Genomic DNA, 26930 nt, shown 5'->3' on the forward strand with positions numbered 1-26930 from the left:
ACTACGCTGCCCAACACCCCTCCCCGGCGATCGCCGAGGAAGGACACCTGACTCTCCACTGAACCCGGGGCGGTTCACGGTGCGACGAAGACCGCGCGCCACCCCGCGAGGGCGTCGATGCCGCCCGCGATGCTCGGCGCGAGCAGGCTCGGCAGGACCCAGGCGGCGGCGAAGGACGCGAAGACCTTGGCGCGCAGCGCGTCGGGCAGCGCCTGGGCGACGAGGACCATGAGGGCCGTGTCGACGAGGGCCTCGGCGGCCCCGGAGGCGGCGCGGCCGGCGACGAAGACCCCCATCGTCGGGGCCAGCCCGGACACGACCTGCGCGACGGCGAAGGCGACGAGGCCGGTGAGCAGCGCCGGCCGCGGGCCGCGCCGGTCCGTCCAGCCCCCGGACCACGCCATCGCGACCGTGAAGGTCACGAGCGACGCCCCCGTCGAGGCCCCGAAGAGCCCCCAGCCGTCGAGGTCGCGGACCACCGTCGGGAGGATCGTCATGACCGCCCGGTTCTCGAAGGCCGCCAGCGTGACGAGCGAGACGACGCCGACGACGACGGGCAGGTGCTCACGGCTGAGCAGCCGTGCGGGGTGAGGCGCGGCGTGGGGTGACGCGTCCGTCCCGGTCAGGCCGTGGGTCGTCGTGCGAGAGGTCATGGGCACCATGCTCATACCTCAAGTGCACGTGAGGTCAACTCGGCTACGCTCGGACCGTGGACCGCACCGACCTCCTGCCCATCGGTGAGGTCGCGGCCCGCGGCGGGGTATCGGTCGCGACGGTGCGGTTCTACGAGGAGCGCGGCCTCGTCGAGTCCAGCCGCACGCCCGGCAACCAGCGGCGCTACGAGCGCCACGTCCTCCGGCGCATCGCCGTGGTGCGAGCGGGACAGCGGTTCGGCCTGTCGCTCAGCGAGATCGGTGCGGCCCTGGAGTCCCTGCCGCACGACCGACCGCCGACGAAGCGCGACTGGGAGCGCCTGTCCCGGCGCTGGCACGATGCCATCACCGAACGGATCGAGGCGCTCGAACGGGTCCGCGACGGTCTGTCGTCGTGCATCGGGTGTGGCTGCCTGTCCCTGCGCTCGTGCCCCGTGTACAACCCCGAGGACGAGCTCGCCGCCGAGGGTGCGGGTGCGCGTCGGTGGCCGGCGGCGGCCCGTGGTGAGGACGGGCACCCCGCCTGACCTGCGCCGGTGCGCCGAGGGGCCCGCGTGCGACGTCGCCGAAGGGGGTCCACCACCGCCCCGATCCGTGCCAGCATGTGGCCGGTGAGCGTCAGGTACACCGCGTTCGGGGCGATGGCGGTGACGGTCGCCGGGGCCCGCGTGCCGCTGACCCGCGGCCGGGAGCGCGGGGTGCTGGCCGTCCTGCTCGCGGCGAAGGGCGCACCCGTCGCGGCCGAGCGGCTCGTCGCCGAGGTGTGGGGCACGGACCGGGCCGGGCTGTCGGCGGTCCAGGTCGCGGTCTCCCGGCTGCGCGCCCTCCTCGAGCCCGACCGGACCACGCGCACCGGCACGCTCCTGCTCAGCACGGCCGCCGGGTACGCCGTCGCGGCGGACACCGCCGACGTCGACACCTGGGCCTTCGAGGACGCGGCGGTCGCGGCCCTCGCGGCGCCCGACCCCTCGACCCGGCTCGCGCTCGCCGACACGGCCCTGGAGCGGTGGACCGGGGAGCCGTACGCCGACACCGAGGCGCCCTCGGTCCGGCGCGAGGCCGACCGCCTCGACGAGCTCCACCTCGGCCTGCGCGAGGACCGGGCCCGCGCCCTGCTCGACCTCGACCGCCCCGACGAGGCGCTCCGGGCCCTCGCCGACCTCGCACCACGGCACCCCTACCGCGAGCGTGTCTGGGCCCTCCTCGCCCTCGCTCAGTACCGGTGCTCGCGCCAGGCCGACGCGCTCGCCACCCTGCGCACGCTGCGCGAGGTCCTCGCCGACGAGCTCGGGGTCGACCCCACCCCGGAGGTCCGCGAGCTGGAGCAGGCCGTCCTCCGCCAGGACCCCTCCCTCGCCGCCCGGTCCGCCGCCCCGAGCGCCCCACCCGGCACGGGCCGGGGCGACCAGCGGGCCGGGAGCCGGGGCGTGGGCCGCGACGACGTGCTCGCCGGGGCGCTCGACGTCGTCCGCTCGTCGCGGGCCACGGGGGCGGCGGCCTTCCTGCTCGTCGCCGGTGAGCCCGGCATCGGCAAGTCGCGGCTCGTCGCCGACCTGGGAGCGGCCGCCGCCGACGAGGGCGCCGGCGTCGTCGTCGGCCGGTGCCTGGAGGGCGACTACGCGCCGGCGCTGTGGCCCTGGCTCCCGGTCGTGCGCGAGCTCGCCGGGGCGACCGGCGGTGCGGTCGACCCCCTCCTCGCCCCCCTCCTCGATGCCGGCGCGGCCGACGGCGACTCCGGGTCGGGCACGGGGCTGCGGATGTTCGACGCCGTCGTGGCCCTCCTGTCCCGGGCGGCCGCCGTGCGCCCCCTCGTCGTCGTCCTCGAGGACGTCCACTGGGCCGACGACTCCTCCCTCCGGCTGCTGCGCCACCTCGCCGACGCCCCGCCCGCGGCGCCGCTCACCGTCGTCGCCACCCGGCGCACGACGGAGACGAGGACGGGCTCGGCCCTCGTGGACACCCTCGGCGCGCTCGCCCGGGCCGGGGCCGAGCGGGTCCGGCTCGACGGGCTCGACGACGCCTCCGTGCGGCGCCTGCTCACGACGTCCGTCGGCGAGCACGACGAGGACCTCGACGCCCGGGTGGCCAGGGTGACCGGTGGGAACCCCTTCTTCGTGCTCCAGTACGCGCGCCTGCTCGCCACCTCCCCGGAGCTCGCCGCCGGCGGCCCCGCGACCCTGCCGGTCCCCGACGGGGTGCGCGACGTCCTCCGCCAGCGGATCGCCAGGCTCCCCGAGGGCGCCGGCCGCGTCCTCACGTCGGCGGCCGTCCTCGGGCAGCGGGTCGACCCCGAGCTGCTCGCGGGCCTCACGGACACCTCCGTCGACCACTGCCTCGACGTCCTCGACCTCGCCGTCGCGCACGGGCTCGTCGAGGAGCGGGCCCCGGCGTACGGGTTCGTCCACGCCCTCACCCGCGAGACGCTCTACGCCGAGGTCAGTGCCGCGCGCCGGATGCGGCTGCACGACAGGGCCGGACGCCTCGTCGAGCACCAGCGGCCGGATGACGCCGACGCCGTCGCCGAGATCGCCCACCACGCGCACGTCGCCGCACCGCTCGGCCGCGAGCACGCCGCGCGGGCCTGCGAGTGGCTCGCCCGCGCCGCGGCCGTCGCGGTCGCCCGCCACGCCCACCCGGAGGCGCTCGAGCTCTGGCAGCAGGTCCTCGCCGACGCCGACGGCTCCTCGGCGACCGCGGCACGGGCCCACGCGGGTGCGGCCGCCGCGCTCATCCGGCTGGGCCGGATGGCCGAGGCGCACGCCGCCCTCGACACCGCGGTGGCGGTCGGCAGCGCGCTCGGGGACTGGGAGACGGTCGCCGGCGCCGCGACCGTGCTCAGCGGCTCCGGACCGTGGTCCTGGCGCGAGCACGGCGTCGTCCACGCCCCCTTGGTCGAGGCGCTCACGGCGGCCCTGCCGAAGGTCGACCCGCCCTTGCGCGCCCGGCTCCTCGCCATCCTCCAGGTCGAGCACTTCTACGGGTGGAACGGACGGCTCGTCGAGGACCTCGGCCGCCAGTCGGTCGAGCTGGCGCGCGAGGTCGGCGACGTCGCGCTGCTGCGCGAGGTGATGATGCTGCGCCTCGTCGCCTCGACCGGGAGCTGGCACCGCCAGGAGCGGCTCGCCCTCGTCGAGGAGCTCCTCGGACTCGCCCCCACCGGCGAGCTGGAGGTCACCGCCCTGTACTACCTCGGGCTCGTCCGGTGGGACGTCGGGGACCCCGCCGGTGCCGACGAGGCGATGGCACGCTGCGCCGCGGCCGCGGCCGAGGTCCGGCACACGGGCCTCGACATCCCCCTCGCCTGGTGGCGGGCGGCGCGGGCGCGCGACGTCGGCGCCCCGGGGGCCGTCGAGCTCGTCCACGAGGTCGCCGAGCGGTTCCGCGGGCTCGGGTACGTCGGGAGCCGCGAGCTCGCCTGCCTCCAGGCGGTCCGGGGTGCGCCGGTCGGCGCGCCGGTCGACGACACCACGGTGGCCCGCGCCGAGGAGGGCGGGATGCCGTTGCGCGCCCTCGTCGCCCACGCCCTCCTCGAGTCCGGTGACGCGGAGCGGGCGCGGTCGCTCCTCGGGCCGCCGGCACCCGACGACGTCGTCGACTACTGCTCGACGGCCGGTCGCTGCCTGCGGCTGCTCGTCCTGTCCTCGGTGGGGGCCCCCGACGAGGTGCGGGCGGCGCTGGCCCCACTGGTGGACCACCTCGGCGAACCGGTGTCCTACGGCACCATCGACCACCTCGGCTGCGTCGACCACTTCGTCGCCGCGGGCCTGGCCGCCCTCGGTGACCCGCGGGCCGCCGAGGTGGCCGCCGGCGCGGTCGCCGCCAACGAGCGGATCGGCTGCCGGCCGTGGGCGCGCCGCTCGAGGGAGCTCCTCGCCGCGCTGTCACCAGTCCGGTAAGCCGGCGGCAAGCGGCGTGAAAGCGCCTCGCCGCACTCTCGGTCCGACCGGTCCACCAGGACCCGCCGGACCCGAGAGGAACTGCCATGACCGACACCGTCCCCGCCGAGGCGGGCACCCGCACCCACACCCCGCTCGACGACCTCCGCCGCCGCGTCAGCGGCCGGCTGCACGTGCCGGGCGATGACTCCTACGTCCCGGCCAGCCTGGCCTGGGTCGTCAACGTCCCGCAGCACCCGCTGGCCGTCCTCGAGGTCCGCGACGCCGACGACGTCATCGCTGCCGTCCGCTGGGCGGTCGACCACGACGTCCGGGTCACGGCCCAGCCGACCGGGCACGGCGCCAACGGCACCCTCGAGGGCGTCCTCCTGCTGCGCACCCGGGCCCTCGGGGGGATCGAGGTCGACGTCCAGCGGCGCACGGCGACGGTGGGCGCGGGGGTCAAGGCGGGCGAGCTCGCCGCCGCCCTCGACGGCACCGGCCTGACCTTCCTCGCCGGCTCGAACCCGGACCCCACGGTCGTCGGGATGACGATCACCGGCGGCATCAGCTGGTTCGGGCGCGCGTACGGGCTGGGCTCGGACAGCATCGTCTCCGTCGAGCTCGTCGACGGCCTCGGGCGGCTGCGGCGCCTCTCGGCGACCGAGGACCCCGAGCTGTTCTGGGCGGTCCGGGGCGGCGGCGGCGACTTCGGCGTCATCCTGCGGATGGAGGTCGCGCTGCACCCGGCCGCGACCATCCACGGCGGCCAGCTGATGTGGCCGGTCGAGCGGATGCGCGAGGTGCTCACCACCTTCCGCGACGTCACCGAGAGCGCCCCCGACGCACTGACCCTGTGGTTCCAGGCCATCACCTTCCCGCCGTTCCCGGAGGTGCCCGAGCCGTTGCGAGGCCGGTCGTTCACGAGCGTCGCCGTGGCCCACCTCGGCACGCGGGAGGAGGCCGAGCAGCTGCTCGCGCCGTTCCGTGCGGTCGACGGGCTCGTCATGGACACCCTCGGCGACGTCCCCATCGGGCAGCTCGGCACCATCGCCAACGAGCCGACCGACCCGATGCCCGGCCTGCAGCGCTCCCGGCTGCTCGACCGGCTCGACGACACGACGATCGAGGCACTGACGGCCGTCGCCGGCCCGGGGAGCGGGTCGCCGCTGTCGGTGGTGCAGGTCCGCCACCTCGGCGGTGCCTTCACGCGCACGCCGGAGGGCGCCGGGTCCCACGGCGCGGTGCGCGAGCCCTACTCGCTCTTCGCCGTGGGCGTCCCCGCGGTGCCCGAGCTCGTCCCCGTCATCCAGACCGTCCTCGGCCGGATCTCTGCGGCCGTCGCCGGGGCGACGAGCGGGCGGACCCTGCTCAACTTCCTCGAGGCCGGCGAGGACCCCTCCCTCTGGTGGGACGCCGCCACCCGCGCCCGCCTCGGGCGCGCCAAGGAGCTCGCCGACCCGCTGCGGACGATCGTCAGCAACCGCCCGACCCTCGTCGACGACCGTCCCGTCCGCACCACGCCGTCGCCGGTCCGCTGCTGAGCCGCGGCCGCCGGCCCCACCGCACCACCGCACCACCGCACCACCACACCACCACACCCACCGTCGCCCACCACCGCCACGCCCCGCGAAGGAGCACGACCATGAGCACCACCACGAGCACGACCACGCAGCCCCGCCCCGCCCGGGCGGCCGGCCGCACCCACGAGACCGTCAACCCGTGGACCTGGCAGGACGCCCTCGGCTACAGCCAGGGGATCCTCGTCACCGCGCCGCGGCAGACGCTCTACGTCGCCGGCCAGGGGCCCATGGACGCCGACGGAGCCCTGCTCCACGCGGGCGACGTCGCCGGCCAGGCCGCCGCGGCCATGGACAACGTCGAGACCGTCCTCGCGGCTGCCGGGATGACCCTCGCCGACGTCGTCCGGTACGACCTGCACGTCACCGACCTCCAGGACTACTTCGTCCACGGCCACCAGCACGTCGCCGGGCGGTTCGCCGCCGCGGGCGTCGTCCCCGCCGGTGGCATCGCCACCCAGGTCCCGGCCCTCGCCGTCCCCGGCATGGCCGTCGAGATCACCGTCATCGCCAGCCGCTGACGGCTCTCATCCCCCGCACCGCACCCGAACGAACCCACGAGAGGACCCCCGCCATGCCCACGACCCGTTCCCGACGCCTCGCCGCCGCCCTCGCGGTCGCCGCCGCCGTCGGCACCACCACCATCCTCGCCGCGACCTCCTCGGCCTCGGCCCACGAGGGTCACGGCGCCCACGCGAGCCGTTCGCTGCCGGCCGGCGCGCGTGCCGCCCTGGCCCGGCTCGCGAAGGACGTCGCCCCGTACGCCGACCCGGCCGCCGCGCAGGCGGCGGGCTGGTTCCCCGTCGGGGGCTGTGCCGCCCTCCCCGACGGCTCGGCCGCGATGGGCTACCACTACCTGAACCCCGCCCTCCTCGCCGGCCCGCCCGACCCGGCGAAGCCGCCGATGCTCGTCTACGTGCCGGCGCTCGACGGCGGCCTCACCCTCGGGGCGGTCGAGTGGTTCGTCCCGGACGCCGACCAGGACCTGTCGACCGACGACGACCGACCCTCGGTCCTGGGCGTTCCCTTCGACGGGCCGATGCCGGGCCACGAGCCGGGTATGCCGGTGCACTACGACCTGCACGCCTGGGTCGGGGTCGCCAACCCGGCCGGGATCCTGCAGCCGTTCAACCCGGCGGTCAGCTGCCCCTGACCGCCCGGACCGCCGGCCCCCACTCCGGCCACACCGCGACCTACCGCCCCGTCAGTGCTGCGATCACGACACTGACGGGGCGGTAGGTCGCCCCGTGGGCGGGGTGGTTGCGCGGTGCCGCGGTCGATGGCGGTGCCGCGGCTGGAAGAATCGCCGCCATGGCCGACGCCCCCACCGTCCCCACGCCCTCGGCGGCCCCCGAGCTGCCGGGCTACGCGCACGTCTACAGCGGCAAGGTCCGCGACCTGTACGCGCCCCTCGGACCCGACGGCACGCCGCGCGAGGACCGGCTCCTGCTCGTCGCGAGCGACCGCCTCTCGGCCTTCGACTTCATCCTCGAGACCCCCGTCCCCGACAAGGGCGCCGTGCTGACGCAGCTGTCGCTGTGGTGGTTCGAGCAGCTCGAGGACCTCGTCCCCAACCACGTCGTCTCGACCGACGTCCCCGAGGAGGTCGCGGGCCGGGCCGTGCTCGTCCGGCGCCTGGAGATGCTGCCCGTCGAGTGCGTCGCGCGGGCGTACCTCACCGGGGGCGGCCTGCGCGAGTACCGGGCCGACGGCCGGGTCAGCGGGGTCGCGCTGCCGAACGGGCTGGTCGACGGCTCCCGCCTCCCGGAGCCCGTGTTCACCCCCTCGACCAAGGCGCCGAAGGGCGAGCACGACCAGCCGATGCCCTACGAGGACGTCGTCGCCGCCGTGGGGGAGGCCACCGCCGCGCGCGCCCGCGACCTCACGACGCGGATCCTGTCCCGCGGCAACGAGATCGCCGCTGCACGCGGAATCCTCATCGCCGACACGAAGGTCGAGTTCGGGCTCGACGACGACGCGCCCGACGGCCTGGTCCTCGCCGACGAGGTGCTCACCCCCGACTCCTCGCGCTTCTGGCCCGCCGACCAGTGGGAGCCGGGCCACACGCAGCCGAGCTTCGACAAGGAGTTCGTCCGCGAGTGGCTGCTGTCGCCGGCCAGCGGGTGGGACAAGGAGTCCGGCGAGGCCCCGCCGCCGATGCCCGACGACGTGCTCGAGCGCACCCGCGCGAAGTACGTCGAGGCCTACGAGCGGCTCACCGGCCGCACCTTCACGGCCTGACCGGCTCCTCGAGGTCGCGTCGCACCGCCGCGGTCCAGCGTGCCATCGCCGCGTCCGCGGCGTCCCGGTCGCCGGTGACGGCGAGCTCGAAGAGCAGGCCGCGCGCCATCGCGAGGGACTGGAGGGCGAGGGTCGCCGCCAGGGCTGGGGGCGCGCCGGCGGCCGCGTAGGCGTCGCGGAGGGCGGTGGTCCACCCGCCGTCGAGCCACCGCCGCAGCGGGTCGGCGTGCGGCCGCGCCCGCATGGCGTGGCTGGAGAGCTCGAAGAACAGCGGGGCGAAGACCTCGGCCCGGTCGGCGACGCGTGCCCAGAAGGCGGCACCGGCCTCGAACGGGTCGTGCGCGGCGGTCAGCTCGAGGAGGGCGTGGCGCTCGGCGCGCTCGACGGCCTCGACGACGGCGGCGAGCAGCCCTGTGCGAGAACCGAAGTGGTAGATGAGCATCCGGTGGCTGGTTCCGATCCCGTCAGCGAGCGTGCGCAGGCTCGTGTCGCCGACGCCGTGCTCGGCGAACCAGACGACCGCCCGCGCGAGGAGGTCGTCGCGGGGCGACGGGGCGCCCTCAGGCACCGGACGAGGCCGTGCGGTCGAGGGCCTCGGCCTCCTGCTCGACGTAGTCCTGGGCCGTGCGGCCGACGAGGAAGCGGACGACCGGGGCGAGCAGGCCGGACCACTCGATGCCCAGGGTGATGGTCGTCGTCCCGTCGGCCTGGGGAGTGAGGACGTGGGTACCGACCGAGCGCATCCCCGGCGCCGTCGACACCCAGGTGAACGAACGCCCCTCGACGACCTCCGTGATCCGCCACACGGCCGGGGGCAGCTTCGGCTGCTCGACGCGGTACTCGGCACCGACCTCGTCGACGCGGTCCGGGTCGAGGGGGGTGACGGCGTCGACGGTCGGGAGCCACTCGGGCCAGCGCCGCACGTCCGACATCACCGCCCAGAGGCGCTGGGTGGGGGCGGTGGACCCGCGGACGACCTCGATCATGTACCAAACGGTACGCCGGTCGTCCTCCGAGGTCGACCGGTGGTCCCGCCGCGGCCGACCGCGGCGGCGCCGGTAGCCTTGGCCCCGGCAGACCCGCCCCGCGCCCACCTCCGGGAGACCGCACGCCATGGCCTCGTCGCACGACCTCGTGCTGACCACCGTCCCGGGCGGCACCGCCCTCTCACCCTTCCGTGCCGCGGCCCTGCGCGCGCACCTGGACCGGGTCGTCCCCGGGCTCACCGGGCTGGGCGCGCGGTACGTCCACCTCGTGGCCTCCGAGCGCGAGCTCGACACCGCCACCGCGGCCACCGTCGAGCGGCTGCTCACGTACGGCCCGCCCGCGCAGCCGGGGCCCGAGGGTGCCCACCACGCGACCGTCGTCGTCTCGCCCCGGCTCGGGACGCTCTCGCCGTGGGCGAGCAAGGCCACCGACATCGCCCACAACTGCGGCGTCGGGGTGCGCCGGGTCGAGCGCGTGACGGCCTACACGCTCACGACCGACGCGCCCCTCTCCGACGAGCAGTGGGCGGCCGCGGCCGACCTGCTCCACGACCGGATGACCGAGACGGCGATGCCCTCCCTCGAGCACACCGCCGCGCTGTTCGACGAGCGCGAGCCGGAGCCGATGGAGCACGTCGACGTCCTCGTCGGCGGCCGCGGCGCCATCGAGGAGGCCGACCGGCGCTTCGGCCTCGCCCTGTCCGAGGACGAGGTCGACTACCTCGTCGACGCCTTCACCGGACTGCGCCGCAACCCCACCGACGTCGAGCTGATGATGTTCGCGCAGGCCAACTCCGAGCACTGCCGCCACAAGATCTTCAACGCCGACTTCGTCGTCGACGGCGAGCCGCAGCCGCGCTCGCTGTTCGGCATGATCCGGCACACCGAGGAGGTCGCGGGTGCCGGCACGGTCGTCGCGTACAAGGACAACGCCTCGATCATGGAGGGCGGCCCGGTCACCCGCTGGGTGCCCGAGGGTACCGATGGGCCGAGCCGGTACGTCGGCCGCGACGGCGACGTGCACGTCCTCATGAAGGTGGAGACGCACAACCACCCGACCGCCATCAGCCCGTTCCCCGGCGCGGCCACCGGCGCCGGCGGCGAGATCCGCGACGAGGGCGCCACCGGCCGGGGGAGCCGGCCCAAGGCCGGGCTCACCGGGTTCGCCGTCTCCAACCTGCACCTCCCCGGCACCGACGAGCCGTGGGAGCGCGAGCCGTACGGCGCACCCGAGCACATCGCGAGCCCGCTCGAGATCATGACGGCCGGGCCCATCGGCGCGGCCGCCTTCAACAACGAGTTCGGGCGCCCCGGTCTCGGCGGCTTCTTCCGGGTCTACGAGCAGACCGTCGACGGGGTGCGCCGCGGGTTCCACAAGCCGATCATGAGCGCCGGAGGGCTCGGCTCGATCGACGCCGACCAGACCGAGAAGGTGGTCTTCCCCGCGGGGACCCTCCTCGTCCAGCTCGGCGGCCCCGGCATGCGGATCGGCATGGGCGGGGGCGCGGCGTCCTCGATGGCGTCCGGCGCCAACGCGGCCGAGCTCGACTTCGACTCGGTGCAGCGCGGCAACCCCGAGATCGAGCGGCGGGCGCAGGAGGTCATCAACCACTGCGTGAACCTCGGCGCCGACAACCCCGTCCTCGCGATCCACGACGTCGGTGCCGGCGGCCTGTCGAACGCCTTCCCCGAGCTCGTCGACGGCGCCGGCCTCGGTGCCCGGTTCGACCTGTCGGCGGTCCCGCTCGAGGAGTCCGGGCTCGCGCCGAAGGAGGCGTGGTGCAACGAGAGCCAGGAGCGCTACGTCCTCGCGATCGCCCCCGAGTCGCTCGAGCGGTTCGCCGCCCTCGCCGAGCGCGAGCGCTGCCCCTTCGCGGTCGTCGGCGTCGCCCGCGACGACGCCCAGCTGGTCCTCGCGCCGGGGCCGGAGGACGCACCGGACGACGACCGGCCCATCGACATGCCGATGGAGGTGCTGCTCGGGAAGCCGCCGCGGATGACGCGCGACGTGCGCCGCGTCGAGCGGTCGGCGCCGGCCCTCGACCTCGACGGGATCGACGTCCGCGAGGCCGCTCATGCCGTCCTCCGGCACCCCACGGTCGCCTCGAAGCGCTTCCTCGTGACGATCGGTGACCGCACCGTCGGCGGCCTGTCGCACCGCGACCAGATGGTCGGGCCGTGGCAGGTGCCCGTCGCCGACGTCGCCGTCACCCTGTCCGACCACCTCGGGTTCGCGGGCCAGGCGATGGCGAGCGGCGAACGGATGCCGCTCGCGGCCGTCGACGGGCCCGCGTCCGGCCGGATGGCGGTGGGCGAGGCGCTGACCAACCTCCTCGCCGCACCCCTGCCGGCCCTCGCCGGGGTCAAGCTGTCCTGCAACTGGATGGCGGCCTGCGGCGAGGACGGCGAGGACGCCGCCCTCTACGACACCGTCCACGCCGTCGCGATGGAGCTCTGCCCCGCCCTCGGGGTGTCCGTGCCGGTCGGCAAGGACTCGCTGTCGATGCGCACCCGCTGGACGGACCCCCGGTCGGGCGAGCAGCGTCAGGTCACCTCGCCCGTCTCGCTCGTCGTGTCGGCGTTCGCCTCGCTCCCCGACGTCCGTGGCACGTGGACCCCCCAGCTCCTCCCCGCCTCGGACCTCGTCCTCGTCGACCTCGGCGGCGGCCGCGACCGGCTCGGCGGCTCGATGCTCGCGCAGGTGTCGGGGGAGTTCGGCGGCACCGAGGTCCCCGACCTCGACGACCCGCAGCGGCTCGTCGCCCTGGCCGGCGCGCTCGTCGAGCTGCGCGCCGGCGGGCTCGTGACGGCGTACCACGACCGCTCCGACGGCGGTCTCTGGGCGGCTGTCTGCGAGATGGCGTTCGCCGGTGCGACCGGGGTCGACGTCGAGGTCGCCTCTCTCGCGGGGCTGTTCGCCGAGGAGCTGGGCGTCGTGCTCGGGGTCCCCTCCGGGAGTGCCGATGCCGTCCTCGCGGTCCTCGACGACCACGGGCTCGGCGACGTGTCGGGCGTCGTCGGGGCGACGTCGGCCGAGCGGCGGGTGCGTGTCGGCATCGGCGACGAGGTCGTCCTCGACGAGCCGGTCCGCGACCTCGCCCAGGTCTGGGACGAGGTGTCGTGGCGGATCTCGGTGCTGCGCGACAACCCCGCGTGCGCCGACGAGGAGCACGCCGCCTTCGGGGCCGACGACGACCCCGGGCTCGTCGTCGAGACGACCTTCGAGCCGACGCACGACGTCGCGGCGCCGTACCTCAACCTCGGGGTCCGCCCGAAGGTCGCCATCCTGCGCGAGCAGGGGGTCAACAGCCACGTCGAGACCGCGTTCGCCTTCGACAGGGCCGGGTTCGACGCCTACGACGTCCACATGACCGACCTCCAGTCGGGTCGCTTCGACCTCGCCGACGTCGTGGGGCTCGTGGCCTGCGGGGGCTTCTCCTACGGCGACACCCTCGGGGCCGGCGAGGGCTGGGCCCGCTCGGTGCTCTTCCACGAGCGGCTCACCGCGGCCTTCCACGACTTCTTCCACCGCGACGACACCTTCGGCCTCGGCATCTGCAACGGGTGCCAGATGTTCGCGGCGCTCGCCGACCTCGTGCCCGGCGCCGAGGCGTGGCCGCGGTTCACCCGCAACCGGTCCGAGCAGTTCGAGGCGCGGCTCAGTCTCGTCGAGGTGCTCGACTCGCCCTCGGTCCTCCTCGCCGGGATGGCGGGCAGCCGGATGCCCATCGCGGTGGCGCACGGCGAGGGCTTCGCCGACTTCTCCGCGCGCGGTGACGCCGGTCGCGTCGTCCGCGCCGCGCGCTTCGTCGACCACCGGGGCGAGCCGGCGCTGGGCTACCCCGCGAACCCCAACGGCTCGCCCGACGGCCTCACCGCGGTGACGACCCCCGACGGCCGGTTCACGGCGATGATGCCGCACCCCGAGCGTGTCTTCCGCAACGCCCAGATGTCGTGGACCTCGGCCCCCGTCGGCGACGAGAGCCCGTGGCTGCGGATGTTCCGCAACGCCCGCGTGTGGGTGGGCTGATGGCGCGGCTGCTGTCCGCCGAGGACGTGCTCGGGGCGTTGTTCACCCAGACCCAGTTCCGCGACGGCTACGACGAGCGCGAGGTCGACGTCCTCCTCGACGAGGTGGTCGCCGTGCTGCGGCAGCACGCGGCCGGAGCGCCGCCCGGGCTGACCGCCGAACAGGTCGAGGCGAAGCGGTTCACCGCGACGAGGTTCCGCCGCGGCTACGACCAGGGCGACGTCGACGCCTTCCTCGCCGACGTCGTCCACACCCTGCGACACCTCGAGTCCGGCGGACGGCCCGTCGCCCCGGCCAGCCCGGCCAGCCCGGCCAGCCCGGCCGGCGCGGCGCGGGGTGTCGGGTGGTCGTCGCAGGCGGCGGCGGAGCCGACCCTGGGGGCGAAGGTGCTGCGCGCCCTCCGCGGCGACCGCGGCTGACGGCGCGGAGCGGCCCGCGTCCCCGGGGCGCGGGTCAGCGGCGGCGCCAGGCGCCGCGCTCGGGCGGTGGGGGCGAGGGTTCGGCGTCCTCCGGCGTGAACGGGCGCGCCCCCGGGACGCGCCGCGCCACGTCCTCCCCGCCGAGGACGCCCGTCGGCAGGGTGGCGGAGGCGGTCGCCCGCCGCAGCGTCCAGAGGTCGAGCGGCGCGGCGGACGCGACGAGGACGACGTTGCCGAACCGCCGCCCCTTGAGCACCTCGTGCAGCCCCACGACGGCGACGTGCCCGAGGGCGGCTCGCGCCCCGGCGACGACCCGCGCCGCGTGCCGCATCCCGGGCTCGTCCGCGAGGTTGGCGAGGACGAGGCCGGCCGGGGCGAGGACCCGTGCCACGTCCTCGAACCAGGCCTGCGTCGTGAGGGCCGCGGGGACGTGGCCGCCGGCGAAGGCGTCGAGGACGACGACGTCGGCGCTGCCGTCGCGCAGTGCCCGCACGCCGGCGGCCCCGTCGACCGGTCGCACACGGATCCGGTGCCCGCGCGGGAGCGGCAGCTCGCGGCGCACGGCCTCGGTGAGGGCCGCGTCCGGCTCGAGGACGATCTGCGGCGAGCCGGGGCGGGTGTGGTGGACCCACCGGGGGAGGGTCAGGCCGGCACCGCCGACGTGCGTGACCCGCAGGGGTCCGTGGGGCGCGAGGGCGTCGAGGCAGAGGGCGAGGTGCTGGACGTACTCGAAGTCCAGCCGCAGCGGGTCGTCGAGGTCGACGGCGGACTGGCCCTGACCGTCGAGGACGACCGTGACGAGCGAGCCGTCCCGCTCGAACTCCACCTCGGCCACCCCCGCAGGCTATGCGCCGAACCGTGTGGGGCCGGTCGTCGCGGGGCCCTCCTACGATGGGGCGATGCCCCCGCGCCGCCGAACCGACCCCTCGCTGGGCCTCGCCGCGCTCGCCGCGTGGCGGGCCGACCCCGACGGCGTCGACCGGTCCACCCGTGGCACGGCGGTCCGCTACACGCTCGAGGAGCTCGGTGCCCGCGCCCCCGGCCGCAGCGTCGAGGTGCGGGTGCCGCCGTTCGGTGCGGTCCAGTGCGTCGAGGGCCCCACCCACACCCGCGGGACCCCGCCCAACGTCGTCGAGGCCGATGCCGAGACCTGGCTGCGCCTCGCCGTCGGCGAGCTGCGCTGGGCCGAGGCCCTCGCCGAGGGGCGGCTGCGGGTCAGCGGCATCCGCGCCCGGCTCGACGGGCTCCTCCCCCTCGTCGAGGCCACCGAGGTCACCCGGTGAGCGCCGAGGGCGCCCGCCTGCGCCACGGCATCGTCGTCGTCCCCGAGCACCGCTGGGCCACCGCGCGGCCGCGCTGGGTCGCGGCCGAGGAGCTCGGCTTCGACCACGCCTGGACCTACGACCACCTCGTCTGGGGTGGGCTTCCGGACTCCCCGGTCTTCGCCTTCGCGCCCACGCTCGCGCTGGCCTCCACGGTGACGTCGACGATCGGGCTCGGGGTCTTCGTGGCCTCGCCGAACTTCCGGCACCCCTACGTCCTCGCCCGCGACGCCCTCACCCTCGACGACGCGAGCGGTGGGCGCTTCCTCCTCGGCATCGGGGCCGGCGGCGACCTCGACAGCCGCATCCTCGGCGAGGACCGCCCGCTCCGGGAGCGGGTCGACCGCTTCCACGAGTTCACCGGGCTCCTCGACCGGCTGCTGCGCGAGGACCACGTCGACCACCAGGGCAGCCACTACGCCACCCGGGACGCGCGCACGCTCCCCGAACCGGTCCGCGACAGGGTTCCCCTGGTCGTCGCCGCCAACGGCCCGCGCTCCGTCGCGCTCGCCGCCCGCCTCGGCGACGCCTGGGCCACGTACGGCGGGAAGGGCGACACCCTCGACGCGTGGTTCACCCACGTCGCCGAGCTCTCGACCCGCTTCGAGGACGCCTGCACCGGCGAGGGGCGCAGCGGCCTCGACCGCTACCTCCTCCTCGACTCCTCGCCGCGGTACGCCCTGGAGTCGGTCGGCCTCTACACCGAGATGTCCGGGCGGGCCGCCGAGCTCGGGTTCACCGACGTCGTCACGCACTGGCCGCGCCCCGACAGCCCGTACCGGGGCACCGAGGACGTCCTCGAGCGGGTGGCGGCCGACGTCATCACGTCAGGGTCATGAGCATGATCGGCGCGCTCGTCGGCTGCGCCGACCCGCCCGCCGGTTCCACCGTCACGCCGACCGCGGTGGCGCTGCGCACGTCACCGTCGAGGACGGCCGTGGCCCGGCCCGAGGCGTCGGTGTCGAACAGTCCGGCCCCGGTGAACTTCTGGTCGGCGGAGCCGTACCAGAGCTGGTAGGTGCGGTCGTCCGGCAGCGAGGGCAGGCCCGAGACCGAGATGGCCGAGCGGCCCAGCTCGCGGCTCCACGTCACGGTGGCGCTCGTGCCGTCGTGCGTGCTCGTCACCGTCCGGGCGTCGGCCGCGGCGACCACCTGGTCGTACGGCGACGGGTCGGACCACGGCGACCACACGAGCCCACCCACGGCGACCGCGGCAGCGGCCGCCACCGCGGCGAGCCACCGGGTGGTCCGACGGCGGAACGGCACGACCACCCCGCCCCGCGTGCCGCCGTCAGCCGGGAGCCCACCGGGAGCCGTCGCTGCGTCGGCGGAGGGCAGCGACCCATCGGCCCCGGTGTCGACCGGGGGGAGCGGGCGGACCTGGGCGATGCCGGCGAGCACCGCGTCGCGCAGCGTGGGCGGCGGGGTCGACTCGGTGAGGGCGGTGAGGGCGTGCGCGGCGGCGGTCAGCTCGGCGACCTCGGCCCGGCAGTCGGGGCAGCCCGCGAGGTGCTGCTCGAAGCTCGTGCGCTCGCGCTCGTCGAGGGCATCGACCGCGTACGCACCGGACAGGTGGTGCAGATCGGGGCTCATGCCGGTACTCCCAACGTGTCCCGGAGACGGATGAGGCCGTCCCGGATCCTGGTCTTGGCAGTGCCCAGTGGCACGTCGAGCAGTCGGGCGACCTCGGTGTGGGTGTACCCGCCGAGGAAGGCGAGCTCGACCGCGCTGCGCTGGGCATCGGTGAGGGTGGACAGGGCGCGCCGGACCCGTTGGGCCTCGAGGGAGGCCTGGGCGGACTCGGCGGTGGTGTCGAACTCGACGTCCCGGGTCGCCACGGCGTGGGCGTCGTCGCGGCGGCGCGAGGCCTCGCTCGAGCGGACCCGGTCGACGGCGGCCCGGTGGGCGATCGTCATCAGCCACGACAGGGCGCTGCCCCGGTCGGGGTCGAAGCGGGCGCTCTGCCGCCAGACGTCGAGGTAGACCTCCTGGGTCACCTCCTCCGACATGGCGTGGTCGCGGACGACGCGCAGGACGAGTCCGAACAGGCGGCGGGACGTCGCGTCGTAGAGCTCGGCGAAGGCGGCCTCGTCGCCTCGGGCCGACCTGCGGAGCAGCTCCGCGAGGTCGGGCGCCGAGGCGGCCGCCTCCCCGGGAGCGGGGTGTCGCTGACCCGGGGAGGCGGCTGTCATGTCGTCCATCATGGCTGATCGGTCAGCTCGCGGGGACGAGCACCTTGTCGATGATGTACACGGTGGCGTTCGCGGTCTGCACGTTGCCGCAGACGACCTTCGCGTCACCGGGGGTCACGGTGAACTCCTCGCCGGAGCCCGCGACGGTGATGGACTTGCCGGACAGCGTCTTGTGCTCGCCCGCCACCTGGTCGGGGGCGAGACGACCCTCGACGACGTGGTTGGTGAGGACGGTGGTCAGCAGGCCCTTGGGGTCGGCCATCGCCGCGTCCAGGGTCTCCTTCGGCAGGGCGGCGAACGCGTCGTTGGTCGGGGCGAACACGGTGATGTCCTTGGAGGTGTTGAGCGTCTCGCCCAGGCCCGCCTCGGTCACGGCCGTGACGAGCGTGGAGAGCACCGGGTTGTTGCTCGCCGCGGTGGCGACCGGGTCCTTGGCCATGCCGTCGAACGAGCCGGCACCGTCCGCGGGGACCGCGGAGCAGGCCGCGCCGAAGGGCTGGTCGCCCATCGACATCGACTCCGACGGGCTGGCCGACGGGGCGGCCGAGGTCATGGCGTCGGACGAGGTCGAGCCGGACTCGGAGTCGGCCGACCCGCACGCGGCGAGGGTCAGGGGGAGGGCGAGCGCCAGGGCGGCGACGGTCATCCGGGTGGAACGCATGGGATTGCTCCTTGACGAGTGGGGGCTACTTCCTGACGTCGGTGGTTCGCCACCCAGTGACCATTGGATTGCCCTGTACGGCACTTCTCTTCGTCGTGACCTGATCGTGACCTGCTGTCCCCCAACGGCGTTGGACGACAAGACCCGCGGGAACGGCTCGCCCGACCCGTTCCCGCGGGTGGTGACCGCCGATCCCGCGTGGAGTGACCCCTCGGGTCACTCGACGATGACGACGATGGAGTGCCAGCCGGTGGCGCCCTTGGGGAAGGGGGTCGCCTCCTGCTCGGGTTGGGTCGCACCGGTGGCGTCGGTGGCCCTGACGGTGAGGTCGTGCCGTCCCACCGGGGCGTCCCAGCGGAAGGACCACTGGCGCCAGTAGTCGATGCCGGCGTCGGGGCCGAGCTCGACCTCCTGCCACTCTCCGTCGTCGACGCGCACCTCGACCTTCTCGATGCCGCGCTGCTGGGCCCACGCGACGCCACCGACGACGACCTCACCGGCCGCGAGGCGGTTGAGCCCGCGGGGCGTGTCGATCCGCGACTGGGTGAGGATCGGTGCGTCGGTCGCCCAGTCACGCCGGGTCCAGTACGCCTGCTCGGCGCGGTAGGTCGTGGCCTGCATCCGGGCCAGCCACTTGGTCGCGCCGACGAACCCGTAGAGGCCCGGCGTCACGAGCCGGGCCGGGAACCCGTGCACCGCGGGGAGCGGCTCCCCGTTCATCCCGATGGCGACGAGGGCGTCGCGGTCGTCGGTGAGCGCCTGGACCGGGGTCGAGATGGTCATCCCGTCGGTCGAGTGGCTGAGGACCTGGTCGGCGCCGGGCCGCACCCCCGCCCGCTCGAGGAGGTCGCGAGTGCGGACCCCGAGCCAGCGGGCGCCGCCGACGTAGGGGCCGCCGACCTCGTTCGAGACGCAGGTGAGGGTGATGTCGGCCTCGACGAGCGGCATCGCGACGAGGTCGTCGAAGGTCAGCTCGAACGGCCGGTCGACGTCGCCGTCGATGCGCAGCGTCCATCCCTCGACCGACACCCGCGGGATCACGAGGGCGGTGTCGATCCGGTAGAAGCTGTCGTTCGGGGTGCGGAAGGCCGAGACGCCGCGGACGGCCGACTCGATCCCGCGCGGGAGGGCCGGCAGGGGCTGTGCCGCCGCGGGGAGCGTCACCGACGACGGCGACCCGCCGCGGGCGAGCACCTGCCCGAGCGCCCCTCCCGTCGCGGCGAGGGCGCCGAGGCCGGCGGCACCGGCGAGGACGTGGCGGCGGCCCGCGGACCCGTCGGAGCGGATGCCGGCCCCGGCCCCGGCGCCGGACGTCGGGTCGGCGTCGGCGGCGCCCATCCGGTCGAGGAGGCCCATGAACCACGAACCGCCCACGACACCGACGACGGCGGTCGCGAGCCCGGGCAGGACGTCGACGGGACCGGCGGTCGGGCGCACGACGGCGGCGAGCGCCGCGACCATGGCGAGCGCGCCGAGCAGGGACAGCCCGAGCGAGCGGCGGGTGCGGGCGAGGATCCCGAGCGCGCCCGCCGCGAGGAGGGTGACCAGGGCGACCGACCCGATGAGGATCGGCTTGTCGGCGGTGCCGAACTGCGCGACCGCCCACTCCTTGACGGGGGTGGGGGTGAGGTCGATGACGGTCGAGCCGACCGCCAGCACCGGCGAGGACTCAGGGGCCACGGCACCGGCGAGGAGGTGTCCGACCCCCGCTCCGGCCGCGGTGGCCAGGAGGGCGCCCGCGGCGTACCACCGGCGGTGGGGGCGGCGCACTGCTCCGGTCGGGCTGGTCGACGTCATGGTCGGGGTTCGGAGAGCGCACGGACGGCGGATGGGCTCACCCCGCCAGTGTGCGCCCACGCGGCGTCCCGTCGCCGGGAGGTCGCGACGGCTCACGTACCGTAGGCAGCGTGACCGGACCGCGCCGCCCCCGCTTCCTCCCCTTCATCCTCACCGGGGCGGTCATCGGCTTCCTGGCGGGCGCCTGGGTCGCGACCCGGCCCGACGAGGCCGCCGTCCGCACGGTCGGGACGTACTCACCCACCGCGGCCATCGGCTACCTCGGGCTGCTCGGTGCCGGGCTCCTCGGGCTGCTCGGCGCGGTGGTCGCCCTCGCCCTCGAGCGGCGCCGCGACGGCGACTGACCGGGCACGCCCGCGCGACCCCCCGACCTCGTCGGCGACCGTGTGGGAGGATGAGGCACGTGCCACGCGGTGACGGACGCCTCTCCCACGACATCCTCCCCGGCGAGAAGGGACCCCAGGATGCCTGCGGGGTCTTCGGGGTCTGGGCCCCCGGCGAGGACGTCGCCAAGCTGACCTACTACGGGCTCTACGCGCTGCAGCACCGTGGGCAGGAGTCGGCGGGGATCGCGACCTCCGACGGCAAGCGCCTCCTCGTCTACAAGGACATGGGGCTGGTGAGCCAGGTCTTCGACGAGCGCTCGCTCGCCTCGCTGCGCGGCCACCTCGCCGTCGGCCACTGCCGCTACTCCACGACGGGCGGCTCGACCTGGGAGAACGCCCAGCCCACCCTCGGCGGGCACACCGGCGGCACGGTCGCGCTCGCCCACAACGGCAACCTCATCAACAGCGCCGAGCTGCGCGACCTCGTCGAGGGCCGCCGCGGCCTCGACCCGCACGTGGGCGAGCTCGCCCGTGGGAACACGACCGACACCGCGCTCGTCACCGCGCTCCTCGCCGACGACCCCGACCGCACCCTCGAGGCCGCCGCCCTCGAGACCCTGCCCCTCCTGCGCGGCGCGTTCTGCTTCGTCTTCATGGACGAGCACACCCTCTACGCCGCTCGCGACCCGCAGGGCATCCGGCCCCTCGTCATCGGCCGGCTCGAGCGCGGCTGGGTCGTCGCCTCCGAGACCGCGGCCCTCGACATCGTCGGCGCCTCCTACGTGCGGGAGGTCGAGCCGGGCGAGCTCGTCGTCGTCGACGAGGACGGCCTGCGCTCGCGCCGCTTCGCCGAGGCCCAGCCCAAGGGCTGCGTGTTCGAGTACGTCTACCTCGCCCGCCCCGACACGACGATCAGCGGGCGCGGCGTCCACGAGTCGCGGGTCGAGATGGGCCGGGCCCTCGCGCGCGAGCACCCGGTCGAGGCCGACCTCGTGATGCCGACGCCCGAGTCGGGCACGCCCGCCGCCATCGGCTACGCCCAGGAGTCGGGCATCCCCTACGGGCAGGGTCTGGTGAAGAACTCGTACGTCGGGCGCACCTTCATCGCCCCGTCGCAGACGATCCGCCAGCTCGGCATCCGGTTGAAGCTCAACCCTCTTCGCGACGTCATCAAGGGCAAGCGGCTCGTCGTCGTCGACGACTCCATCGTCCGCGGCAACACCCAGCGGGCCCTCGTGCGGATGCTGCGCGAGGCCGGGGCGGCCGAGGTCCACGTGCGGATCTCCTCGCCGCCGGTGCGCTGGCCGTGCTTCTACGGCATCGACTTCGCCACCCGCGCCGAGCTCATCGCGACCGGGCTCGGGGTCGAGGAGGTGTGCAACTCGATCGGCGCCGACAGCCTGGGCTACATCTCCGAGGAGGGGATGATCGCTGCCACCGACCAGCCGCGCGACCGGCTGTGCACGGCGTGCTTCACCGGCCATTACCCGGTGGCGCTGCCCGAGGACGGCCGGTACGGCAAGGGTGTGCTCGAGCTCGAGCTGCCCCTCGTGGCGGTCAACGGCGGCGAGCGGGCGGTCGGCGAGCGGCACCCGCTCCACCGGCCCGTCGTGGACGGCGCGGACGAGCTGCCCATGGACGTCGAGGGCGTCCCGACCTCCGCGGCCGGTGGCGCCGCCGAGGCCCTCCTCCGCCCCTGAGCCCCCGCCGTGCGTAACCCCGGGTCGAGGTGAAACGGGACCGTCCGAGGGTCGGATTTCACCTCGAACGGGGCGGCGCTGGTCAGGCTGCTCGCCACCGTCGCTGCCAGTAGGCGCCGCAGATCTGGTCGAGGTAGGGCTCGCGACCGAGCCGCCAGCCGATGAGGCCAACCCGTAGGACCAGGTCGTCGCCCATCGCGACGGCGTTCTGACGCAGGTCGTCATCGATCATCTGCAACCCGCGGAGGTGGCCCGCGCCGTCGACCTCGACCACGAGGCGGGCCTCCGGCCACTCGATGTCGAGGTAGGCCGTGCCGTTGGGCAGGCGGCGGATGCTCTGCCGCGCCGGTTCGGGGAGCCCTCGGGCTCGGCAAGCAGCGACGACGTCGAGCTCGCCGAGCGAGTGGGCTCCGTCGTCGATGTCATGTGCGACGGTGCGGATGAAGGCCCGGCGGGTGCGGCCGCGGACGACCGCCACGGCGTCGAGGAGCTGGCGTCCGGTGCAGAGTCGCTGCTGCACCGGCATCACGAGGAGCAGAGCGGCCCGTCGGTCGGTGGTGGCCCAGCGCGCAGCCCGGATGGCAGCAACCGGGGGCCTGGTCCTGGGGATCCCGGCGACGACGAGCTCGCCCGGGACGCGGCGGATCACCTTGTGGATCGCCACGCCTTCGACGTCGACGACCTCGGTCGTGTGCTTGACCGACACGTGCACGGTGTCGTCGGTGTAGCCGGTCATGCCGGCGTGCTGCAGTGAGGTGACTCCGTCGAGGGCGGCGACCTGCTGCCCCACCTCCCACACCGCGCGCCAACGGCGGGCCTCGACCCCGAGGAGACCCGTCGTCATCGACACCGTCTGGACCCCGTGGAGCGCCCACCGCTCGCTGGCGACCTCACGTCGGACCATCCGGTGGTCGACGCCCACCGACCGGAGCAACGCCCTCGAGAGCACCCCGTCGTGGTCGGCCGCGAGCACCCGAGCGCGGGCGCGCCTGTCCTTCACCGACACCTGCAGGGATGGCCTCACCAGGTCAACGGTGCTGCGGGAAGGCATCGCGTGGAGGGGTCTCCTCCATCTGTGGAGGAAGTCATCCCAGCGGCGCCCCTGTGGACAGACCTCCCGGAGCGTGGCATCTGATCCGGTTCGAGGTGATACCCGACCCGGATCAGGTCCGATATCACCTCGAACCGCGGGGTGGCGCGGGGTGGGGTGGGGCGGGACGAGGGGTCAGGCGTCGGCGGGCTCGCGGGCGGGGACCGGCTCGTCCCGGTCCTTGCGCGCCAGGCGGGAGGACCGCACCCCGTAGAGGAAGTAGATGACGAAGCCGAGCGCCATCCAGACGATGAAGCGCAGCCACGTCTCGACCGAGAGGTTGAGCATGAGATAGATGCTGATGAGCGCGGCGATGACCGGCAGCACCGGCGAGAACGGCACGGTGAAGGCCCGCTTGAGGTCGGGGCGGCGCTTGCGCAGCACCGGCACCGCGAGCGAGACGAGGGCGAAGGCCGACAGCGTCCCGATGTTCACCATCTCCTCGAGCTTGCCGATGGGCGTGAGGCTCGCGACGAGCGCGATGACGGTTCCGATGATGAGGGTCAGCCGGACCGGCGTCCCCGTGCGGGGGTTGGTGCGGCCGAGCGCCGGCGGCAGGAGCCAGTCCCGCGACATCGCGAAGGTGACGCGGGTGGCGCCGATGATGAGGGTCATGACGACGGTCATCAGGCCGGCGACGGCACCGGCGGCGATGAGGGTGGCGTAGCCCGGCTTGCCGACCGCCTCGAACGCGGTGGCCAGGGCGGCCTCGGGGTCGATCTGGTCGTACTTGACCATGCCGGTGATGACGAGCGTCGTCGCGACGTAGAGCACCGTGCAGATGACGAGCGAGCCGATGATGCCGATCGGCAGGTCGCGCTGCGGGTTGCGGGCCTCCTCGGCGGTCGTGGCGACCACGTCGAAGCCGATGTACGCGAAGAAGACGATGGCCGCCCCCGAGACGATGCCGAGGACGCCGAAGGTCGTGGGCTCGAGGCCGAAGAGCACCTGGATGAGCGGGGCCTGGATCCCGTCGACCGCCTCACCGGCCTGCGAGGGCGGGATGAAGGGGGAGTAGTTCGCGCCGTTGACGAAGCCGAGGCCGGCGATGATGACGAACAGGACGACGAAGAGCTTGACCGCGACGAGGACGAGGTTGACCCGCAGCGACTCCTTGATCCCGATGGCGATGAGCGCAGTGAGGACGACGACGAGGACGAAGGCCGGCAGGTCGAACGCCGACCCGGGCGCCACGGCCTCGGGGACGGTGATCCCGAGCTTGTCGAGGAAGAGGGTCGCGTACTGCGACCAGCCCTGGGCGACCACGCTCGCGCCGAGCATCAGCTCGAGGAGCAGGTCCCAGCCGATGATCCAGGCGACGAGCTCGCCGAGGGAGGCGTACGAGAACGTGTAGGCCGACCCGGACACCGGCACCGTCGAGGCGAACTCGGCGTAGCACAGCGCCGCGAGGCCGCAGCAGACCGCGGCGAGCACGAACGAGAGGGCGATCGAGGGCCCGGCGTAGTCGGCGGCCGCGCGCCCGGTGAGCGTGAAGATGCCCGCCCCGATGATGACGCCGATGCCGAAGACCGTGAGGTCGAGGGCGCCGAGCTTCTTCTTGAGCTGGTACTCCGGCTCGTCGGTCTCCTGGATGGACTGCTCGATCGACTTCGTGCGCATCACGCCCATGGGCCTGCCTCCTGCGTCGGGGGTCGGAACGCCCCGACGCTATCGGTCGACAGGGGCCCCGGCACCTCGGGGTCGCACCCGACCTCGGCGACCCGCGGCCGTGGGTGGCCGGCTCAGCGACCGTGGCGGTCGACCCAGTCGCGCGGCGGGTACAGCGGCACGTCCTCGCGGTCCTGGCCTTCGTGGGAGGCCCGCACGACCGGGATCTCGCCGGTGTCGCCGAGGTGGTTCGGCCCGCGCAGGTTCGAGGAGCGGTACCAGGACTCGGGCTGGTGGGCGGGCTGCGCCTCGCGGACCGGCTCGGGGCGGGCGCCGGAGGGCGTGGGCGCGCCCCCGGTCGGGGCGCCGTCGCGCGGCCCGGGACCGCCACCACCGTCCCCGTCGCTGCCGCTCGTGCCGTCGTCGTCGAGGGGAGGAGGTGGGGCGAACCCGCGCGGGTGGACCCGGACCGTGGACCCCGGCCCGAACAGCTGGGTGCAGATGGCGCGGTAGTGGCGGTCGGCGTCGGGGACGTGGTCGATGGCCGAGAGGGCCTGCATCTGGCCGGCGGACTCGAGGATGAACTTGCCGTAGCCGATGATCCGGCCGAGGAGGGTGCGGTCGAACGTCATGTCGGTGACGCGCAGCAGCGGCATCATCGCGACCTTGCGGCGGATGAACCCGTAGAAGAGGAGGAAGCGCTTGTCGGTGGCGACGAACCAGTCGTGGCGCCAGTTGAGGAACCGCCACACGAGCCACCCGGCGGCCGCCCACCAGAGGGCGATGCTCAGGTTCCAGACGACCTCGCCCCCGGGGGAGCGGGGGACCTTGACGTCGACCCAGAAGGCGAAGACCGTCGCGAGCACGGCCAGCGAGATCTCGCGGGCGAGGTGGAACCAGTGCCGGCGGACCGCGACGATGACGGTCTCGTCGTCGACGAGGTAGCGCTCGAGCTCGCGGTCGAGCCGCGGCCGGCGCGCCACGTCACCCCCTGCTGATGAGGTTGTCGAAGAACGCGGCGATGTTCCGCACGCCGTTCGAGACGACCTCCCACGCCGCGCCGAAGATGTCGGCGGCCTGCGCGGGCGAGGTGACGATGGCGTAGAGGAGGAAGATCACGAGGAGCCACAGGACGATCTTCTTGATCGGCGGCATGGTTCGGTCCTCCTGCATCGCGGCGTACCGGGCGCACGCCTCAGCCAAGGATGCTCCCAGATGTGACGGGTGTGACGGACGAGGCTACCGGTCGGGCGTGTCGGTCGACGGCCCCGGGGTGGGCCCCGCGCGGGCTACTGCGCGAGCCCGTAGAGCCGGTCCCCGGCGTCGCCGAGACCCGGGACGATGTAGCCCACCTCGTTGAGGCGCTCGTCGATCGCGCCCGTGACCAGCGTGACCGCCGGCTCGACGTCGGCGAGCGCCTCCTGGAGGTGCGCGATCCCCTCGGGGGCGCTGAGCAGGGTCACCGCCGTGATGTCGTCGGCCCCGCGCTGGATGAGGAACCGGATGGCATCGGCCATCGAGCCGCCCGTCGCGAGCATCGGGTCGAGGACGTAGACCTGCCGGCCGCTCAGGTCGTCGGGGAGGCGGTTGGCGTAGGTGATCGCCTCGAGGGTCTCCTCGTCGCGCTGCATCCCGAGGAACCCGACCTCGGCGCTCGGCAGCAGCCGGACCATGCCCTCGAGCATCCCGAGGCCGGCGCGCAGGATCGGCACGACGAGCGGCTTGGGGTTGCTCAGCTTGATGCCGGTCGTGGGGGCAACCGGGGTCTCGATCTCGAACGGCTCGACGCGCACGTCGCGGGTGGCCTCGTAGGCGAGCAGCGTCATCAGCTCCTCGGCGAGGCGGCGGAACGTCGGTGAGTCGGTCCGCTTGTCCCGGAGGTAGGTCAGCTTGTGGGCGATGAGCCGGTGGTCCGGGTTGATGACGCGCATGGGTGAAACTTAGCGGGTGCCCCTCCCACCCGACCCGGCCGAGGCCGCCCTCATGCGCCGCGCGATCGGCCTCGCCGAACGTGCGGGCGCCGCGGGTGACGTGCCCGTCGGCGCGCTGGTCGTCGCGCCCTCCGGCGAGGTCGTCGGCGAGGGCTGGAACGTCCGCGAGGCCGAGGGCGACCCCACCGGTCACGCCGAGGTCGTGGCGCTGCGGGCCGCCGCCACCCGCCTCGGGTCGTGGCGGCTCGAGGGGTGCACCCTCGTCGTGACGATGGAGCCCTGCCCGATGTGCGCGGGAGCGGTGGTCCTGTCGCGCGTGGCGCGGGTCGTCCTCGGGGCGTGGGACCCGAAGCTCGGGGCCTGCGGCTCGGTGTGGGACGTCGTCCGCGACCGCCGCGCGACGCACCGGGCCGAGGTCGTCGGCGGCGTCCTCGAGGACGAGTGCGGCGAGGTCGTGCGCCGTTTCTTCGACGCCCACCGCGCCGACGCGCGGCCCGACGGATGACGCGCGACCTGGCG

At 74.7% G+C, this 26930-nt stretch carries 26 protein-coding genes; 13 read left to right on the forward strand and 13 right to left on the reverse strand.

The window, feature by feature from the left end:
• Nucleotides 1–74: 74 nt before the first annotated feature.
• Nucleotides 75–653, reverse strand: coding sequence for an MFS transporter (locus ACK8HX_RS10685; protein WP_411940684.1), 579 nt, complete (start codon nt 651–653; stop codon nt 75–77).
• A 56-nt stretch (nt 654–709) separates the two neighbouring features.
• Between ACK8HX_RS10685 and soxR the strand changes: the two genes are divergently transcribed.
• The 6 genes from soxR (at nt 710) to ACK8HX_RS10715 (ending at nt 8349) form a co-directional block, all read left to right on the forward strand.
• Entirely contained in the window at nt 710–1180 is a 471-nt protein-coding gene (soxR, locus tag ACK8HX_RS10690) for a redox-sensitive transcriptional activator SoxR (protein WP_411940685.1), read from the forward strand.
• Nucleotides 1181–1264: 84 nt separating this feature from the next.
• Nucleotides 1265–4549, forward strand: a complete 3285-nt coding sequence (locus ACK8HX_RS10695; protein WP_411940686.1) for a BTAD domain-containing putative transcriptional regulator — start codon at nt 1265–1267, stop codon at nt 4547–4549.
• Nucleotides 4550–4635: 86 nt separating this feature from the next.
• Nucleotides 4636–6072 (forward strand): FAD-binding oxidoreductase, encoded by a 1437-nt coding sequence (locus ACK8HX_RS10700; RefSeq protein WP_411940687.1) that lies wholly within the window; start codon nt 4636–4638, stop codon nt 6070–6072.
• Between the two features lie 101 nt (nt 6073–6173).
• Nucleotides 6174–6629, forward strand: a complete 456-nt coding sequence (locus ACK8HX_RS10705; protein ID WP_411940688.1) for a RidA family protein — start codon at nt 6174–6176, stop codon at nt 6627–6629.
• Nucleotides 6630–6682: 53 nt separating this feature from the next.
• Complete coding sequence (locus ACK8HX_RS10710; RefSeq protein ID WP_411940689.1) at nt 6683–7261, forward strand: hypothetical protein; 579 nt, start codon at nt 6683–6685, stop codon at nt 7259–7261.
• Between the two features lie 158 nt (nt 7262–7419).
• Nucleotides 7420–8349 (forward strand): phosphoribosylaminoimidazolesuccinocarboxamide synthase, encoded by a 930-nt coding sequence (locus ACK8HX_RS10715; RefSeq protein WP_411940690.1) that lies wholly within the window; start codon nt 7420–7422, stop codon nt 8347–8349.
• Here ACK8HX_RS10715 and ACK8HX_RS10720 read toward each other — a convergent pair.
• Both ACK8HX_RS10720 and ACK8HX_RS10725 read right to left on the reverse strand, forming a co-directional pair.
• A complete protein-coding gene (locus ACK8HX_RS10720; protein ID WP_411940691.1) occupies nt 8339–8917 on the reverse strand; it encodes a TetR/AcrR family transcriptional regulator in 579 nt (192 codons plus the stop codon). The genes ACK8HX_RS10715 and ACK8HX_RS10720 overlap by 11 nt on opposite strands.
• Nucleotides 8910–9335 carry an SRPBCC family protein gene (locus ACK8HX_RS10725; RefSeq protein ID WP_411940692.1) on the reverse strand — a complete coding sequence of 142 codons (426 nt, stop codon included), beginning with the start codon at nt 9333–9335 and terminating at the stop codon, nt 8910–8912. Before ACK8HX_RS10725 ends, ACK8HX_RS10720 begins: the two co-directional genes overlap by 8 nt.
• Before the next feature lie 127 nt (nt 9336–9462).
• Here ACK8HX_RS10725 and purL point away from each other — a divergent pair, with 127 nt between their 5' ends.
• Both purL and ACK8HX_RS10735 read left to right on the forward strand, forming a co-directional pair.
• A complete protein-coding gene (gene purL / locus ACK8HX_RS10730) occupies nt 9463–13365 on the forward strand; it encodes a phosphoribosylformylglycinamidine synthase (protein WP_411940693.1) in 3903 nt (1300 codons plus the stop codon).
• Entirely contained in the window at nt 13365–13784 is a 420-nt protein-coding gene (locus tag ACK8HX_RS10735) for a DivIVA domain-containing protein (RefSeq protein ID WP_411940694.1), read from the forward strand. The genes purL and ACK8HX_RS10735 overlap by 1 nt, the downstream gene beginning before the upstream one ends.
• Nucleotides 13785–13818: 34 nt before the next feature.
• Here ACK8HX_RS10735 and ACK8HX_RS10740 read toward each other — a convergent pair whose 3' ends face one another.
• A complete protein-coding gene (locus ACK8HX_RS10740) occupies nt 13819–14619 on the reverse strand; it encodes a spermidine synthase (RefSeq protein ID WP_411940695.1) in 801 nt (266 codons plus the stop codon).
• 64 nt (nt 14620–14683) lie between these two features.
• Here ACK8HX_RS10740 and ACK8HX_RS10745 point away from each other — a divergent pair, with 64 nt between their 5' ends.
• The gene (locus ACK8HX_RS10745; RefSeq protein WP_411940696.1) at nt 14684–15067 is read left to right on the forward strand and encodes a sterol carrier family protein; all 384 of its coding nucleotides are present in this window, start codon (nt 14684–14686) and stop codon (nt 15065–15067) included.
• Nucleotides 15064–15945: an LLM class flavin-dependent oxidoreductase gene (locus tag ACK8HX_RS10750; protein ID WP_411940697.1), complete on the forward strand. Its 882-nt coding sequence runs from the start codon at nt 15064–15066 to the stop codon at nt 15943–15945. The genes ACK8HX_RS10745 and ACK8HX_RS10750 overlap by 4 nt, the downstream gene beginning before the upstream one ends.
• Here the strand turns inward: ACK8HX_RS10750 and ACK8HX_RS10755 are convergent.
• From ACK8HX_RS10755 to ACK8HX_RS10770, 4 genes are all read right to left on the reverse strand, one after another.
• Nucleotides 15929–16699 carry an anti-sigma factor gene (locus ACK8HX_RS10755; protein ID WP_411940698.1) on the reverse strand — a complete coding sequence of 257 codons (771 nt, stop codon included), beginning with the start codon at nt 16697–16699 and terminating at the stop codon, nt 15929–15931. The genes ACK8HX_RS10750 and ACK8HX_RS10755 overlap by 17 nt on opposite strands.
• Entirely contained in the window at nt 16696–17298 is a 603-nt protein-coding gene (gene sigK, locus ACK8HX_RS10760) for an ECF RNA polymerase sigma factor SigK (protein WP_411940699.1), read from the reverse strand. Before sigK ends, ACK8HX_RS10755 begins: the two co-directional genes overlap by 4 nt.
• Before the next feature lie 22 nt (nt 17299–17320).
• Complete coding sequence (locus tag ACK8HX_RS10765; protein ID WP_411940700.1) at nt 17321–17959, reverse strand: fasciclin domain-containing protein; 639 nt, start codon at nt 17957–17959, stop codon at nt 17321–17323.
• A 216-nt stretch (nt 17960–18175) separates the two neighbouring features.
• The gene (locus tag ACK8HX_RS10770; protein WP_411940701.1) at nt 18176–19756 is read right to left on the reverse strand and encodes a molybdopterin-dependent oxidoreductase; all 1581 of its coding nucleotides are present in this window, start codon (nt 19754–19756) and stop codon (nt 18176–18178) included.
• Between the two features lie 110 nt (nt 19757–19866).
• Here ACK8HX_RS10770 and ACK8HX_RS10775 point away from each other — a divergent pair, with 110 nt between their 5' ends.
• Entirely contained in the window at nt 19867–20100 is a 234-nt protein-coding gene (locus tag ACK8HX_RS10775; RefSeq protein WP_411940702.1) for a hypothetical protein, read from the forward strand.
• A gap of 59 nt (nt 20101–20159) precedes the next feature.
• Entirely contained in the window at nt 20160–21782 is a 1623-nt protein-coding gene (purF, locus tag ACK8HX_RS10780) for an amidophosphoribosyltransferase (protein WP_411940703.1), read from the forward strand.
• An 82-nt stretch (nt 21783–21864) separates the two neighbouring features.
• Here purF and ACK8HX_RS10785 read toward each other — a convergent pair whose 3' ends face one another.
• From ACK8HX_RS10785 to upp, 5 genes are all read right to left on the reverse strand, one after another.
• Nucleotides 21865–22806, reverse strand: a complete 942-nt coding sequence (locus ACK8HX_RS10785; protein ID WP_411940704.1) for a hypothetical protein — start codon at nt 22804–22806, stop codon at nt 21865–21867.
• Nucleotides 22807–23007: 201 nt separating this feature from the next.
• A complete protein-coding gene (locus tag ACK8HX_RS10790) occupies nt 23008–24501 on the reverse strand; it encodes an amino acid permease (protein ID WP_411940705.1) in 1494 nt (497 codons plus the stop codon).
• A 113-nt stretch (nt 24502–24614) separates the two neighbouring features.
• Nucleotides 24615–25463 carry a PH domain-containing protein gene (locus ACK8HX_RS10795; protein ID WP_411940706.1) on the reverse strand — a complete coding sequence of 283 codons (849 nt, stop codon included), beginning with the start codon at nt 25461–25463 and terminating at the stop codon, nt 24615–24617.
• A 1-nt stretch (nt 25464) separates the two neighbouring features.
• Complete coding sequence (locus ACK8HX_RS10800; protein ID WP_411940707.1) at nt 25465–25635, reverse strand: hypothetical protein; 171 nt, start codon at nt 25633–25635, stop codon at nt 25465–25467.
• A 134-nt stretch (nt 25636–25769) separates the two neighbouring features.
• A complete protein-coding gene (gene upp / locus ACK8HX_RS10805) occupies nt 25770–26411 on the reverse strand; it encodes a uracil phosphoribosyltransferase (RefSeq protein ID WP_411940708.1) in 642 nt (213 codons plus the stop codon).
• A gap of 52 nt (nt 26412–26463) precedes the next feature.
• Between upp and ACK8HX_RS10810 the strand changes: the two genes are divergently transcribed.
• On the forward strand, nt 26464–26916 hold the full coding sequence (locus ACK8HX_RS10810; RefSeq protein ID WP_411940983.1) for a nucleoside deaminase: 453 nt from the start codon (nt 26464–26466) through the stop codon (nt 26914–26916).
• The last annotated feature ends 14 nt before the right edge of the window (nt 26917–26930 follow it).

This window comes from Oryzobacter faecalis, assembly GCF_046764005.1.
GTDB lineage: Bacteria > Actinomycetota > Actinomycetes > Actinomycetales > Dermatophilaceae > Oryzobacter > Oryzobacter faecalis.